General features: G+C 61.2%; 20 protein-coding genes. 14 read left to right on the top strand and 6 right to left on the bottom strand.

All coding sequences use genetic code 11. From position 1 onward, the window contains the following. The first annotated feature begins 23 nt into the window (after nt 1–23). The 4 genes from ACR0K1_RS20840 (at nt 24) to aspS (ending at nt 4,276) form a co-directional block, all read left to right on the top strand. On the top strand, nt 24–1,151 hold the full coding sequence (locus tag ACR0K1_RS20840) for an aminodeoxychorismate synthase component I (protein ID WP_480612755.1): 1,128 nt from the start codon (nt 24–26) through the stop codon (nt 1,149–1,151). Beyond that, a complete protein-coding gene (locus tag ACR0K1_RS20835) occupies nt 1,106–1,753 on the top strand; it encodes an aminotransferase class IV family protein (RefSeq protein WP_480612485.1) in 648 nt (215 codons plus the stop codon). The genes ACR0K1_RS20840 and ACR0K1_RS20835 overlap by 46 nt, the downstream gene beginning before the upstream one ends. Further along, a complete protein-coding gene (locus ACR0K1_RS20830; RefSeq protein WP_480851782.1) occupies nt 1,750–2,421 on the top strand; it encodes a CPBP family intramembrane glutamic endopeptidase in 672 nt (223 codons plus the stop codon). The genes ACR0K1_RS20835 and ACR0K1_RS20830 overlap by 4 nt, the downstream gene beginning before the upstream one ends. 79 nt (nt 2,422–2,500) lie before the next feature. Then, nucleotides 2,501–4,276, top strand: coding sequence for an aspartate--tRNA ligase (gene aspS / locus ACR0K1_RS20825; protein WP_480612483.1), 1,776 nt, complete (start codon nt 2,501–2,503; stop codon nt 4,274–4,276). 255 nt (nt 4,277–4,531) lie between these two features. Here aspS and ACR0K1_RS20820 read toward each other — a convergent pair whose 3' ends face one another. Further along, entirely contained in the window at nt 4,532–5,251 is a 720-nt protein-coding gene (locus tag ACR0K1_RS20820) for a response regulator (protein WP_480851781.1), read from the bottom strand. Between the two features lie 136 nt (nt 5,252–5,387). Here ACR0K1_RS20820 and mce point away from each other — a divergent pair, with 136 nt between their 5' ends. Together mce and ACR0K1_RS20810 are read left to right on the top strand one after the other, a co-directional pair. Beyond that, the gene (gene mce / locus ACR0K1_RS20815) at nt 5,388–5,792 is read left to right on the top strand and encodes a methylmalonyl-CoA epimerase (protein WP_480612481.1); all 405 of its coding nucleotides are present in this window, start codon (nt 5,388–5,390) and stop codon (nt 5,790–5,792) included. 25 nt (nt 5,793–5,817) lie between these two features. Continuing rightward, a complete protein-coding gene (locus tag ACR0K1_RS20810) occupies nt 5,818–6,090 on the top strand; it encodes a DUF1467 family protein (protein ID WP_480612480.1) in 273 nt (90 codons plus the stop codon). Nucleotides 6,091–6,096: 6 nt separating this feature from the next. On the opposite strand, the gene ACR0K1_RS20805 is transcribed toward ACR0K1_RS20810, so the two are convergent. Together ACR0K1_RS20805 and ACR0K1_RS20800 are read right to left on the bottom strand one after the other, a co-directional pair. Beyond that, nucleotides 6,097–6,795 carry an EI24 domain-containing protein gene (locus tag ACR0K1_RS20805; protein WP_480612479.1) on the bottom strand — a complete coding sequence of 233 codons (699 nt, stop codon included), beginning with the start codon at nt 6,793–6,795 and terminating at the stop codon, nt 6,097–6,099. Then, nucleotides 6,792–7,370 (bottom strand): nitroreductase family protein, encoded by a 579-nt coding sequence (locus ACR0K1_RS20800; RefSeq protein ID WP_480612478.1) that lies wholly within the window; start codon nt 7,368–7,370, stop codon nt 6,792–6,794. The genes ACR0K1_RS20805 and ACR0K1_RS20800 overlap by 4 nt, the downstream gene beginning before the upstream one ends. A 137-nt stretch (nt 7,371–7,507) precedes the next feature. Here ACR0K1_RS20800 and ACR0K1_RS20795 point away from each other — a divergent pair, with 137 nt between their 5' ends. Then, nucleotides 7,508–7,783: a DUF167 domain-containing protein gene (locus ACR0K1_RS20795; RefSeq protein WP_480612477.1), complete on the top strand. Its 276-nt coding sequence runs from the start codon at nt 7,508–7,510 to the stop codon at nt 7,781–7,783. On the opposite strand, the gene ACR0K1_RS20790 is transcribed toward ACR0K1_RS20795, so the two are convergent. Further along, a complete protein-coding gene (locus ACR0K1_RS20790; protein WP_480612476.1) occupies nt 7,780–8,019 on the bottom strand; it encodes a hypothetical protein in 240 nt (79 codons plus the stop codon). The genes ACR0K1_RS20795 and ACR0K1_RS20790 overlap by 4 nt on opposite strands. A gap of 120 nt (nt 8,020–8,139) precedes the next feature. Here ACR0K1_RS20790 and ACR0K1_RS20785 point away from each other — a divergent pair, with 120 nt between their 5' ends. From ACR0K1_RS20785 to ACR0K1_RS20765, 5 genes are all read left to right on the top strand, one after another. Continuing rightward, nucleotides 8,140–8,847 (top strand): M48 family metallopeptidase, encoded by a 708-nt coding sequence (locus ACR0K1_RS20785; protein WP_480612475.1) that lies wholly within the window; start codon nt 8,140–8,142, stop codon nt 8,845–8,847. Beyond that, complete coding sequence (locus tag ACR0K1_RS20780) at nt 8,844–9,212, top strand: YigZ family protein (protein ID WP_480612474.1); 369 nt, start codon at nt 8,844–8,846, stop codon at nt 9,210–9,212. Before ACR0K1_RS20785 ends, ACR0K1_RS20780 begins: the two co-directional genes overlap by 4 nt. 69 nt (nt 9,213–9,281) lie before the next feature. Next, on the top strand, nt 9,282–9,533 hold the full coding sequence (locus ACR0K1_RS20775) for a DUF6455 family protein (protein WP_480612473.1): 252 nt from the start codon (nt 9,282–9,284) through the stop codon (nt 9,531–9,533). A gap of 13 nt (nt 9,534–9,546) precedes the next feature. Beyond that, the gene (locus ACR0K1_RS20770) at nt 9,547–9,804 is read left to right on the top strand and encodes a DUF6455 family protein (RefSeq protein ID WP_480612472.1); all 258 of its coding nucleotides are present in this window, start codon (nt 9,547–9,549) and stop codon (nt 9,802–9,804) included. An 11-nt stretch (nt 9,805–9,815) separates the two neighbouring features. Beyond that, on the top strand, nt 9,816–10,073 hold the full coding sequence (locus ACR0K1_RS20765; RefSeq protein WP_480612471.1) for a DUF6455 family protein: 258 nt from the start codon (nt 9,816–9,818) through the stop codon (nt 10,071–10,073). 3 nt (nt 10,074–10,076) lie between these two features. Here the strand turns inward: ACR0K1_RS20765 and ACR0K1_RS20760 are convergent, their stop codons facing one another. Next, nucleotides 10,077–10,319, bottom strand: a complete 243-nt coding sequence (locus ACR0K1_RS20760) for a CDGSH iron-sulfur domain-containing protein (RefSeq protein WP_480612470.1) — start codon at nt 10,317–10,319, stop codon at nt 10,077–10,079. Between the two features lie 229 nt (nt 10,320–10,548). Between ACR0K1_RS20760 and ACR0K1_RS20755 the strand changes: the two genes are divergently transcribed. Continuing rightward, nucleotides 10,549–10,737 carry a hypothetical protein gene (locus tag ACR0K1_RS20755; RefSeq protein WP_480612469.1) on the top strand — a complete coding sequence of 63 codons (189 nt, stop codon included), beginning with the start codon at nt 10,549–10,551 and terminating at the stop codon, nt 10,735–10,737. A gap of 141 nt (nt 10,738–10,878) precedes the next feature. Then, nucleotides 10,879–11,235 carry a diacylglycerol kinase gene (locus ACR0K1_RS20750; RefSeq protein WP_480612468.1) on the top strand — a complete coding sequence of 119 codons (357 nt, stop codon included), beginning with the start codon at nt 10,879–10,881 and terminating at the stop codon, nt 11,233–11,235. A gap of 4 nt (nt 11,236–11,239) precedes the next feature. On the opposite strand, the gene ACR0K1_RS20745 is transcribed toward ACR0K1_RS20750, so the two are convergent. Then, entirely contained in the window at nt 11,240–11,599 is a 360-nt protein-coding gene (locus ACR0K1_RS20745; protein WP_480851780.1) for a hypothetical protein, read from the bottom strand. Nucleotides 11,600–11,675: the final 76 nt, after the last annotated feature.

Here is an 11,675-nt window from a genome sequence, read left to right as displayed (position 1 = left end):
ACCGCGCAGCACGGCAAATGAGGATGCACTTGCGTATTCGTTTTGATCAGGGGCCTGCCGGTCCGGGAAGCTTTTTTGACCGGCCATCCCACATAATCCGCGCCGACAATGCGGAGGACGTGCCCCAGGCCCTGGCGGCGCTGGATGCGGCGCGCGCCGACGGAGCATGGATCGCCGGATATGCCAGCTATGAACTGGGCTACGCGCTGGAGCCGCGCCTGAGCTCTCGCATGCCAAAGGATCGCCGCCTGCCGTTGATGGTGTTCGGGGCATATGCGCCGCCATCGCAAAGCGACCTGCCGAAACCTATCGGCGGGATATCCGCGTTCAAGCCGCGCTGGGACGAGGCGCGGTATGCCCGCGCGTTCCAGACCGTCCATGACGCCATTGGCGCAGGCGATATCTATCAGGCCAACCTGACCTTCCCGATTGATCTGACGGTCGAGGGCGACAGCGCCGCGCTATACGCCGCGCTGGCAGCCGGGCAGCCTGTCGGCCATGGCGCGCTGGTCGAACAAGACGATCTGCCGGACCTGCTGAGCCGTTCGCCCGAGCTGTTCTTCCGCACCGATGAAACCGGACGCATCGAAACCCGCCCGATGAAAGGCACCCAGCCCCGCAGCGAGGATATGGCCGAGGACGCCCGGAACCGCAATTTCCTGTCGACCGATCCGAAGAACCGGGCCGAAAATCTGATGATCGTCGATCTGCTGCGCAATGATATCAGCCGCGTGGCGCTGCCGGGTTCGGTTCACGTGCCGGAACTGTTCAAGGTCGAGACCTATGCGACGGTGCATCAGATGGTCTCGTTGGTGCGGGCACAGTTACAGGTGGGGGCGGAATTGTCGGAAATCCTGACCGCCTTGTTCCCCTGCGGATCGATCACCGGCGCGCCAAAAATCCGCGCGATGGAAATACTGGCCGATCTGGAACCCTGGTCGCGCGATATCTATTGCGGCACCATCGGCTGGGCCGCCCCCGATGGCCGGTCCGAATTCAACGTGGCCATCCGCACGCTGATGGTCGAGGATGGCCGGGCCACGCTGAACGTGGGCGGCGGAGTGGTCTGGGACAGCACAGCCGCATCTGAATTTGAGGAAGCCTTATGGAAAGCCCGCTTCGCCCGCCAGTTGAGCCTGATTTCCGCCTGATCGAGACGCTGGCCTACAGGCCGGATCAGGGATTCGTGCGCAAGGACCGGCATGTGGCCCGTATGGCCCGGTCGGCGGCTGCGCTGGATTTGCCTTTCTCGGCTGAGCGGGCCGAGGTTGCCTTGTCCTCGGTTTCCGGTGGGGCTGACTTGCGCTGCAGGCTGACAATGGACGCCAAAGGCGCGTTTAACCTGACCACCGCCGCTTTGGCGAAAAACCCTCTCAAATGGCGGCTGGCGATTGCCGGGCACAGGCTGAAATCCTCGGACATCTGGTTGCGCCACAAGACCACCCGGCGCGCGCTCTATGACGATGCCCGCGCCGCGATGCTGCCCGAGATCGATGAGCTTTTGTTCCTGAACGAACGCGATGAACTGTGTGAGGGGACGATCACGAACCTGTTTCTGGACATGCCCGACGGGCGCTGCCTGACCCCGGCGCTGGCCTGCGGGTTGCTGCCGGGTATTCTGCGCGAAGAATTGCTTGAAAAAGATAGCGTTACCGAAGCCAGATTGACCTTGACCGATCTGCAAAACGCCCGAACTGTTCACATGGGAAATTCATTGCGCGGGCTGATCCCGGTGGAGTTGGTGAACCAGTGAGCAAAGACAGCACCATGGTCGGGCCGCCGGTCGCGATGCTCCGGCTGCGGGTCGAGTTCGGCCTGTTCTACATCGCCGCCCCGCTGGTGATTGCCGTGTTCTTCCCGCCCGACTGGATGTTTCCGGCGCTGTTTGCCTTTACCGGGCTGGGCATTGTCCTGCTGAACTGGACGCCGGGATTTCGCTGGGCTGAACTGCGGTACGAATGGGCGAACTGGTCGTGGCGCGAGTTGCTTTTCTTCACGCTTGCCATGGCGGCGTTTTGCACGCTCCTGATTCAGATCACCCGGCCCGAGGCTGCCTTTTTCCTGCTGCAACACCGGCCCGAGATGCTGGCTATGATCTGGATCGGCTATCCGCTGGCCTCGGCCCTGCCGCAAGAGCTGCTGTTCCGGTCGCTGTTCTTCCGCCGCTACCACGCCATCCTGCCCGATGGCCGTGCGGCGTATCTGCTGAACGCCTTTGTGTTTTTCTTTGCGCATCTGATGTATTGGAGCTGGATCGTCGCCGCGATGACCTTTGCCGGAGGGCTGCTGTTTACATGGGCCTACAGGCAGCGCGGCTCGTTTTTCTACGCGGTCCTGCTGCACGCGATTGCGGGCAATATCATCTTTGCGGTCGGGCTGGGGGTCTATTTCTACTCGGGCAACGTGCAAAGGCCGTTTTGACGGCGCGACCTGCCTTGACTTTCCAGACCTGACAGGGTGTATCGGCGCGACAAATTCTGCGCCCGAAGGGATATGATCCATGCACGCCTATCGCAGCCACACCTGCGCCGCTCTGACCGCCGCCAATGTCGGTGAAACCGTCCGCCTGTCGGGATGGGTGCATCGGGTCCGAGATCACGGCGGCGTGCTGTTCATCGACCTGCGCGATCATTTCGGCGTGACACAGGTTCTGTGCGACGGCGACAGCGCGGCTTTTGCCGAGCTGGAAAAGGTCCGGTCCGAGTGGTGTATCCGCATTGACGGCACCGTCAAGGCGCGCGACCCGGAACTGGTGAACCCGAAACTGCCCACCGGCGAGATCGAAGTTTACGTGCGTGGGCTGGAAGTGCTGGGCGCAGCCGACGAACTGCCGCTGATGGTCTTTGGCGATCAGGAATACCCCGAGGAAACCCGCCTGCGCTATCGTTACCTCGACCTGCGCCGCGAGGCGATGCAGCAGAACATGACCCTGCGCTCGGACGTCGTGGCATCCATGCGCAAACGCATGTGGGATCAGGGCTTCCGCGAGTATCAGACACCGATCATCACCGCCTCGTCACCCGAAGGCGCGCGCGACTTTCTGGTGCCCTCGCGCCTGCATCCGGGCAAATTCTACGCGCTGCCGCAGGCGCCGCAGCAGTTCAAACAGCTGATCATGGTGTCGGGCTTCGACAAGTATTTCCAGATCGCGCCGTGCTTCCGCGACGAAGACCCGCGCGCTGACCGTTCGCCCACCGATTTCTACCAGCTCGACCTTGAGATGTCGTTTGTCGAGCAGCAGGACGTGTTCGACACCATCCAGCCGGTGCTGACCGGCGTGTTCGAAGAGTTCGGCGGCGGTCGCAAGGTGGATCAGGAGTGGCCGCAGATCTCCTACAAGGACTCGGCGCTGTGGTACGGCACCGACAAGCCTGACCTGCGGAACCCTATTAAAATGCAAGTGGTCTCCGACCACTTCCGCGGCTCTGGCTTCGCGATTTTCGCGAAGCTGTTGGAGCAGGAGGGCACCGAAATTCGCGCCATTCCTGCGCCGACGGGTGGCAGCCGCAAGTTCTGTGACCGCATGAATGCCTTTGCGCAGAAAGAAGGCCTGCCCGGTATGGGCTACATCTTCTGGCGCGATCAGGGCGAAGGGATGGAGGCCGCAGGGCCGCTGGCCAAAAACATCGGCCCCGAACGGACCGAGGCGATCCGGCAGCAATTGGGTCTGGGTGTCGGCGATGCGGCGTTCTTCCTGGGTGGCAAGCCGAAGGCCTTTGAAAAGGTCGCCGGCAAGGCGCGGGACGTGATTGGTGAAGAACTGAACCTGACCGAGAAAGACCGCTTTGCCTTTGCCTGGATCGTGGACTTCCCGATTTATGAGCAGGACGAGGAAACCGGCGCGATCGATTTTGAACACAACCCGTTCTCGATGCCGCAGGGCGGGATGGAGGCGCTGAACGGTGATCCTCTGGACGTGCGCGGCTATCAGTACGATCTGGCGTGCAACGGCTATGAACTGGTGTCCGGCGCGATCCGGAACCATAAGCCCGAGATCATGCTGAAAGCGTTCGAACTGGCCGGCTATGGCGAGGATGAGGTCAAATCCCGCTTCGGCGCGCTGTTTAACGCCTTCCATTACGGCGCACCGCCGCACGGCGGCTGTGCTGCGGGCATCGACCGGATCGTGATGCTGCTGGCGGATGAGGCCAACATCCGCGAGGTCATGATGTTCCCGATGAACCAGCGCGCCGAGGACCTGATGATGGACGCGCCGTCCGATCCGACCTCGGACCAGTTGATGGAACTGGGGCTTCGGATCATCCCGCAGGACTAAGAGAGTCGCCCGCCACGAGCGGGCGGTTTGCATTTGGGCGGTCAGATAACGCTGACGCAGACGGGTTTGCCGGAACACATTCCGGGTGGCAGCATGCCGCTGGCCTCGTGCAACTCCGAGGGTGGGCACATGTACTAACCCAGCGGGTTGCCCAGCCGATTCCGGTTCTCCCGAATGGTGCGTGCTGCTTTGCGTGTTTGACGGTACAGCCACAGGCACAGAACCGACGCGGCGATGAGGCTGGCCACGGCCATCTCAGATCGCCTCGCGCCGTTCCAGCCTGCTTTGCACGATCCCGGCCAGTTGCGCTGCCTCAGCGGTGATCGGGGTGCCCTGCGCCCGCGACACCGCAAGCTTTCGGGCAGCTTCGGCCAGAACGGTATCGTCGGCCTCGCGCGCGACGCCGCGCAGGAACTGGGCGGCGTAATCCAGCGTCCGGGGATCGTTGGGGCCGGCCAGCACATCCGCGATATGGGCCATATCGTCCTGATAGGCCATGGGGTCCGGGCGGATCATCTCGTCCCGGACGGCATGAAGATCGCCGGGGCGTCGATCCTCGGGCAGAAGTTCCAGGATGGATTTCTGAAAATACGACATTGATTTTAGTGGTTTGGGCAAGAAACCATCGGCCCCGGCCCGTCGCGCATCCGCTTTGGCGCAATCATCACCGGACATGCCCAGAATGACGCTGATCCGGGGCGAGGCCTGGGTCAGTTCCGCAATCAGGTCCGCGCCTGATCCATCCGGCAGGCCCATATCCACCAGAATGACCGACGGGCGGTAAATCTGCAGATGGCGTCGGGCCGATTTCAGGCAGTCGGCGCGCCGAATTCTGGCGCCGCTGTGCAGACACATAAGGCGGATCACGTCGCAGGCATACCGGCTGTCTTCGACAACCAGAATGGTTTGGCCCAACAGGGGCCGCGTTGCGGTGGGCGTGGCGATAGTGGTGGCGAAAGGGCCCGAATCGTCCATGGCAGATCTCCTATCCAGCAGATGCCTTACGCTAGGAACTTCTGGCTAACACAGGGTTAACGGGCGATTTGGCGCACTTGTCCTTTGCCGGGTCTGCCCCCATAACCCATGCAACAAAAGGACAGAGGAGAACATCATGATCGGTCGTCTTAACCATGTTGCCATCGCCGTGCCGGACCTGGAGGCCGCGTCTGAACAGTATCGCAGCGCGCTGGGTGCCACGGTGGGCGCGCCGCAGGATGAGCCCGATCATGGCGTGACCGTTGTGTTCATCGAACTGCCCAACACTAAAATCGAACTGCTCTACCCCCTTGGCGACGACAGCCCGATCAACGGGTTTCTGGAAAAGAACCCTGCAGGCGGCATTCACCATGTCTGTTACGAGGTCGAGGATATCATCGCCGCCCGCGACCACCTGAAGGAAACCGGCGCGCGTGTGCTGGGCTCGGGCGAGCCCAAGATTGGCGCGCATGGCAAGCCCGTTCTGTTCCTGCATCCCAAGGACTTCAACGGCTGCCTTGTGGAACTTGAGCAGGTTTAAACCCCCTAACCCCGGAGAGTCCGACATGACGATCACCGCCGCATTGGTCCTGTTCGCTGTCATCTGGTTCATGACCTTGCTTGTGGTGCTGCCCATTCGCATCAAAACCCAGGGCGATCTGGGCGAGATCGTGCCGGGCACCCATGCGGGCGCGCCGGAAGTGCATCACATGAAGAAAAAGCTGTGGATCACCACCGGCATTTCGGTGGTGCTGTGGGCCATTATCGCGGGAATCATCCTGTCGGGCGTGATCTCGGTGCGCGATTTCGACTGGCTGAACCAGTTGGAGCCGCGCTAGGCGCTGTCAGGTCCTGCTGCCAGACAGGCTGTGGAAGATATGGGTGAATGTGGCGGCTCCGATAATCGGGATCACCAGATTCACCAGCGGCACCGACAGCGGGATGGCCATCAGCGTTCCGGCAATCCAGATGGTCGTCGAATGCTTTGCCCGCAACTTCCGAGCCCCATCGCGGCCCAAGCGGCGCATGGCGGCCAGCGTGAAATATTCGCGCCCCAGCAGGAACCCGTTCATGGCCCAGAAGATGAACGGCGCAAACGGGGTGAAGATCGCGTAAAGGATCAGCGCCAGCAGGTTTGCCACGATCAGAACGCCCAGAAAGCCCAACCCATCGTGCACTGCCTCGGAAACGGGAATGCGACGGGCGGGGGGCAGGGTTGAATAATGCTTGTCTTCGACCGCTTGCGCGACCTCGTCCAGAAAGATCGAGGTGATGGCGGAGGCGACAGGCACCATCAGGAACACCGGCAACACGAGCACCAGAAAGATGCCCGAATAGTTCAGCACGTCGTTCAGCCACGGGACAACGCCCACGAACGGCAGCGAGATTTCATTGCCCGACAGCGTGTTGATGAACCAGATTGCCCCCGCGCAGGCGACCACCAGCAGCAGGATTGTCAGGCCGACACCGCGCAGCAGAACGGCGCGGAACTTGGGGTCTCCGATCTGTCCCAACGCGGCGAAAAAGGCATTGAGGATGATCATTCAGACACCCATGTCGTCAACGCCGCGACATCCGGGCGGGGGCGCTCGGGCGGGGCGGTGCCTTCGGTGGCGATGTGGATCAGGCCCGCAACGCGTTCATGTTCGGCCAGACCGAATGCCTTTTGGCAGAAATCCCGGTCATGCGTTTGCCATCCCGTCAGCCAGTTCGCCCCCCAACCGGCGGCCAAAGCCGCGTTCAGAAGGGCCAGACAGACCGCGCCAGCAGAATAGGTCTGTTCGATGGCAGGAACCTTTTCGCTGGGTTTTTGCACCTCGATCACCGCGACGGCCAGATGCCCCATGTCGAACTGGCTGCGGGCTTTGGCGATATCCTCGGGGGTTTTGCCCAGGGCGGTGCCGCATTCCTCGGTCAGTTGCGCGAGGCGCGGCATGGCCCCCTTTTCCAGCACGACAAAGCGCCAGGGCTCCAGCTTGCCATGATCGGGGCTGCGCGCGGCGGCTGTGAGCAAGGGCCGCAATTCAGCCCGCGTCGGGGCCGGAGCGATCAGCGTCTTGGCCGGGCGGGACCGGCGCGACTGTAGAAATTCCAGAGCGGCCGGGTTTTTCAGGGACATATGTTAACTTCCTTTACATGAGCAGTCTGTAAGTTGGTCAGCATGGCCCCCGATTCAAGGGCTAACTGTCGATTTGCCCAGTTCATTTTCATTCCGCGACCGGTCATGCAAGGGTGTCGAAACAAGCGGGGGGGGATATGGCCCGATCCAGACCGCGAAACCTGCCGGACCTGCGCAATCTGGCAACACCGGGGGCCGAGGTTCCGGTCAGGGTGACGCCGAAAGCGGCGCAGGATCAGGCGACGTTTGAAGCTGGGCAGATACATATCCGGGTCACAGCGCCGCCGGAAAATGGCAAGGCCAACAGAGCCGTTCGCACCATTCTTGCGCAGTGCATGGGCGTCGCCCCATCCACGCTGTCCCTGAAACGGGGGCAGACCAGCCGCGACAAGGTTTTTGTCTATGACCCTTAGTCCTGCGTTTCCCGCAACTGATACACACCCTCGGGCAGGTCCAGCGCGGCGGCCAGATCGCGCACCTGTTCGGGCGAGAGGGTGATTTTCTGCACCTGATCCGTCCGCGGGTCCAGTTGTTCCAGCGTAACGCATTCGGCGAAGTTGTTGATGACCACATCCTCCTGCAAAGGCTTCTCGCCTTCGTCGATCAGAGTAATGACGGTCGAGTCGAATTCATGCTCAATCGAAAACATGTGGGCAGAGTGCCGGTGGACGCCGCGCAATGCAACCCGTTGGCGACCGATCAGGCGTGGCCCCGCCGGGGCGACCGCGCTATGGTGGTTGGGCGGTATGACTGACCGGAAAGGGTCCTGATGACACGTGCGATCTTCTTGGCAGTCCTATTGCTGCTGGCGGCCTGCGATTCGGACGTCTTACGCGTTCTGCCCGCCGAGGATTGGGAGGCGCGTTCGGCGGATACTCAGGTCACGACCGAGACGTTTCGAGAGGTCAGCCGCGCCATCGGGGCCGAGGCCCGGACCCAATGTTTGCGTCAGGCACCATCGGGGAATTGCGACTTCCGGATACTGGTAGACCTGAACCGGCGCGCGCCTGCCAACGCCTTTCAGACATTGGATGAAAACGACCAACCGGCCATCATATTCACCCGCTCCATGATAAGCTCGGCGCAGAATGCGGATGAACTGGCATTTGTCATGGGGCACGAGGCGGCGCATCACATCCTGGATCACATCGAACGGCAATCCAGAAACGCAAGCGAAAGCGCTGCCCGGTTCGGTGATCTCGCCCGATTGCACGGGGCTGATGCCGCCGGGGTGGAAGAGGCGCAGAAACTTGGCGCGCAGGTCGGCGCGCAGATATATTCTCAGGATTTTGAGCTTGAGGCCGACCAGTTGGGAACCATCATCACCTACAAGGCGGGCTATAACCCGCTGGTCGGGGCAAAGTTCTTTGCCTGCATTCCCGACCCCGGCGACCGGTTCCTCAGCTCGCACCCGCCCAATGCCGAGCGTGTTCAGATCGTTTTGGAAACAGCGGCGCAGTTGGGGCTGACGGAATGACCACTCTGACGCGGCTGGGCGTTATTCTGACGGATCGCGGATCGAAATACGCGGTGTCGGGGGCGCAGGTCACGACCCGGGCCGAGATTGACGCGGTTCTGAGCGACCTGAAATCGGACAAAAGCTATGCCAAGGCCACGCATAACACATGGGCCGCGACCCTGCCGACTGGTGCTCTGAAAGCGGATGACGGGGAAAGCGGTGCCAGTATGGTGATTCTGCGGATGATGGAGCGGGAGGGGTTAGAGAATCACGTGATCATCGTAACCCGCTGGTATGGCGGTAAAAAGCTGGGCGGGGACCGATTTCGGCGCGTTCAGGACGCGACCCGCGCTTATCTGGATCGGATCGGCACCGCGAATTGACCTGAGTCAAAGGACGTCGCGCACAATGTCTTTACCCTGAACGCAACGCGAGACAGGGAAGGATGCCAAATGCCCAGCCAGAACAATTTGCGACTGCACGCTGGATTGGTTGACGACATGGCCAGCATGCTGGACGTCGATCTGGAAGAATCCGCGATCGGAGGCAAGGTCAGTATCGACCAGATCTCGGACGCGGTTTTGCGGTGCACCGAGTGCCCGAACCCCGGCCATTGCGAGCAAATCCTGGCGCAGACCGCCAAACTGCAGCAGGCGCCGGAATATTGCCGGAACCGCGAGTTGCTGCACAAGCTGATGCCATAAGGGGTCTGCCATCATGCCGCATCTGGGGGACGTCATGGCACATATCCGCCTTGTCTTGCGGATGGGGCAGGCGACCGGCGCGGATATCGTCGCGGCGCACCGCGCGGGCCATCTGAGCCAGCAGGAATGGGCCGGGATGATCCGGTCCTGTCAGGGATGTGCCTGGGCCAGCCAATGCCCCGAGTGGCTGGATGAACACGAAACCGCTTTTGACGCGCCGGAAAACTGCCCCAACCGGGCCCGGTTCGCGGCGCTGAAAGCCGCAGGATAGCGAGGCCGTCGATGCCAAAGGATGATCTTGGAGACATCGAAAAACACTTCTGGCTGACCCGGTCCGTCGCCCGCTGCATGGGCGTGTCGCTGACCGAAGCGATGGCCGAAAAGCGGCTTGCCCCCGAAGACTACGCCGAAATGGTCACCAAATGCCGGGCGTCGCACTGCAGCGGACAGTGTGAGATGTGGCTGGCAACGCAGCAAACCATGGCCGGCTCCGCGCCTGAATTCTGCGCCAATGCAAACCTGCTGAACGCGTTGAAGTAACCGCTAAAGCTTGGAATGCGTCCCGTCGCACAGCGGCGATTTTGACGAATGTTTGCAGCCGCAAAAGAACACTTTCTTGCTGGCATCCGCAGTGTATTTCACCGGCTCCAGCCCGGTACCCTTATGTGATCCGTCGCAAAAGGGCTGTTTGCCGGATTTGCCACAGGCACACCAGAAATAGGTCTTTCCCTCGGTCACCTCGACCGGGAAAGGAGAGGTTTGGGCAATGATCGGCGTGTCGGACATGTGGCGTCTCCGTCTTTGGCTGATGTCTGCGAACCAGTGTAGAGCGCCGCGCTGAAAAGGGTAGCCGGTGCCGTGCATCCGGCCACGGTAAATGCGGATTCGAGCGTGGTTCCGCCTTAGGTCACGGATTCGTGATTGACTCTGTTGCCAGACTGACTAGCAGGTCTTATCCTGAGACCGGCCCCGAAAAGCTGGGCAATATCAGAAAATTAATAGAGGATTGACGGACATGAAACTGAAATTCGCTGCCGTTGGCGCATTTGCTCTGATCCTGACTGCCTGCGCGCAGCAGGAAGAACCGACCCCTGTCTACGTTCAGCCCAGCTATGACAAGGCCGGCAATGCAAGCTGCCCGGGCGGGTATGAACTGGCCACGACCGAGGCTGGCCAGACCGTTTGTAACCCGGTCACTCAATAAACCATTTCGCGGGCGGTCCAGACTGTGGGCCGCCTGCCTGTTTTGGAAAGTAAAGCCGCCCGTGGGGCGATTTTTGCTTGCCTGATCACGGCGGGGGTATGATCGTTCATACGCAACGACACTCACCCATACCTAAGGCCGATGCAGTACTTTTTCACCCGTCTCAAGGACCGAACCCGCTGGAGCTGGCAGGGCCTGCGCGCAACCTGGCGGGATGAGTATTCGTTTCGTGCATGGGGGTGGGCCAACCTCGTGTCGGTGGTGTTGGTCTGCTGGCTGCCCGTCGGGTCAGCCGAGCGCGCCCTGATCATTGTGCTCGGGCTTCTGGTGCTGGTGGCCGAGCTGTTCAACACCGCGATCGAGCGTGCGGTGGACTTTACCTCGACCGATCAACACCCTCTGGCCGGTCAGGCCAAGGATGCCGCAAGCGCTGCGGTCGCCCTGGTGGCCGTTGCCGCTGGTGTTGCCTGGGTGTTGGCGCTGGTGGGGCTGGCCTGATTGGTCAGTATCTTCTGAAATGGTACTTCTTCTTGATCACAAGCGACCTGCGCCCGTGGCGTCTGGTTGACTTATGTGGATAGCGTCCGAATTTGTGCCGTTTCAGCCCGGAACGATGGTATTTCTTGACTGGCTTTCTGGGATGAACCACGTGCTTTTTCGAAGAATGCTTGGTCTTGGGCACAAAGTAATGGCGTTTTACCGGGTGCTGACTGCGCAGTTTGATGCCCACATCTGTGCCGCCCACGATGATGATGGCTGTGGTTTTCTTGCCGACATGATGGGCAACAGCTGCCGAGTCGGGAAATGACGCAGCCAGCACAGACAGCGCGCATATCGAAGCGATCGGAAATCTGCGGAACATGACACCCTCCGTGTGGTTTCATGTCCAATATCGGTGCGGGGCACGGCGCTTACCAATAAACTCGGGTCACGCTTTT

The sequence above is a fragment of the Ruegeria sp. F5 genome (genome assembly GCF_056533845.1).
The sequence above is the reverse complement of the archived record's forward strand: the minus strand, read 5'-3'. Positions and strand labels throughout refer to the sequence as shown.

Bases quoted from the DNA above. Each gene is read 5' to 3' on its own strand.
- ACR0K1_RS20840 (WP_480612755.1), top strand. From the start codon at position 24: ATGCACTTGCGTATTCGTTTTGATCAGGGGCCTGCCGGTCCGGGAAGC.
- ACR0K1_RS20835 (WP_480612485.1), top strand. From the start codon at position 1,106: ATGGAAAGCCCGCTTCGCCCGCCAGTTGAGCCTGATTTCCGCCTGATC.
- aspS (WP_480612483.1), top strand. From the start codon at position 2,501: ATGCACGCCTATCGCAGCCACACCTGCGCCGCTCTGACCGCCGCCAAT.
- ACR0K1_RS20820 (WP_480851781.1), bottom strand. From the start codon at position 5,251: ATGGACGATTCGGGCCCTTTCGCCACCACTATCGCCACGCCCACCGCA.
- mce (WP_480612481.1), top strand. From the start codon at position 5,388: ATGATCGGTCGTCTTAACCATGTTGCCATCGCCGTGCCGGACCTGGAG.
- ACR0K1_RS20810 (WP_480612480.1), top strand. From the start codon at position 5,818: ATGACGATCACCGCCGCATTGGTCCTGTTCGCTGTCATCTGGTTCATG.
- ACR0K1_RS20805 (WP_480612479.1), bottom strand. From the start codon at position 6,795: ATGATCATCCTCAATGCCTTTTTCGCCGCGTTGGGACAGATCGGAGAC.
- ACR0K1_RS20800 (WP_480612478.1), bottom strand. From the start codon at position 7,370: ATGTCCCTGAAAAACCCGGCCGCTCTGGAATTTCTACAGTCGCGCCGG.
- ACR0K1_RS20795 (WP_480612477.1), top strand. From the start codon at position 7,508: ATGGCCCGATCCAGACCGCGAAACCTGCCGGACCTGCGCAATCTGGCA.
- ACR0K1_RS20790 (WP_480612476.1), bottom strand. From the start codon at position 8,019: ATGTTTTCGATTGAGCATGAATTCGACTCGACCGTCATTACTCTGATC.
- ACR0K1_RS20785 (WP_480612475.1), top strand. From the start codon at position 8,140: ATGACACGTGCGATCTTCTTGGCAGTCCTATTGCTGCTGGCGGCCTGC.
- ACR0K1_RS20780 (WP_480612474.1), top strand. From the start codon at position 8,844: ATGACCACTCTGACGCGGCTGGGCGTTATTCTGACGGATCGCGGATCG.
- ACR0K1_RS20775 (WP_480612473.1), top strand. From the start codon at position 9,282: ATGCCCAGCCAGAACAATTTGCGACTGCACGCTGGATTGGTTGACGAC.
- ACR0K1_RS20770 (WP_480612472.1), top strand. From the start codon at position 9,547: ATGCCGCATCTGGGGGACGTCATGGCACATATCCGCCTTGTCTTGCGG.
- ACR0K1_RS20765 (WP_480612471.1), top strand. From the start codon at position 9,816: ATGCCAAAGGATGATCTTGGAGACATCGAAAAACACTTCTGGCTGACC.
- ACR0K1_RS20760 (WP_480612470.1), bottom strand. From the start codon at position 10,319: ATGTCCGACACGCCGATCATTGCCCAAACCTCTCCTTTCCCGGTCGAG.
- ACR0K1_RS20755 (WP_480612469.1), top strand. From the start codon at position 10,549: ATGAAACTGAAATTCGCTGCCGTTGGCGCATTTGCTCTGATCCTGACT.
- ACR0K1_RS20750 (WP_480612468.1), top strand. From the start codon at position 10,879: ATGCAGTACTTTTTCACCCGTCTCAAGGACCGAACCCGCTGGAGCTGG.
- ACR0K1_RS20745 (WP_480851780.1), bottom strand. From the start codon at position 11,599: ATGTTCCGCAGATTTCCGATCGCTTCGATATGCGCGCTGTCTGTGCTG.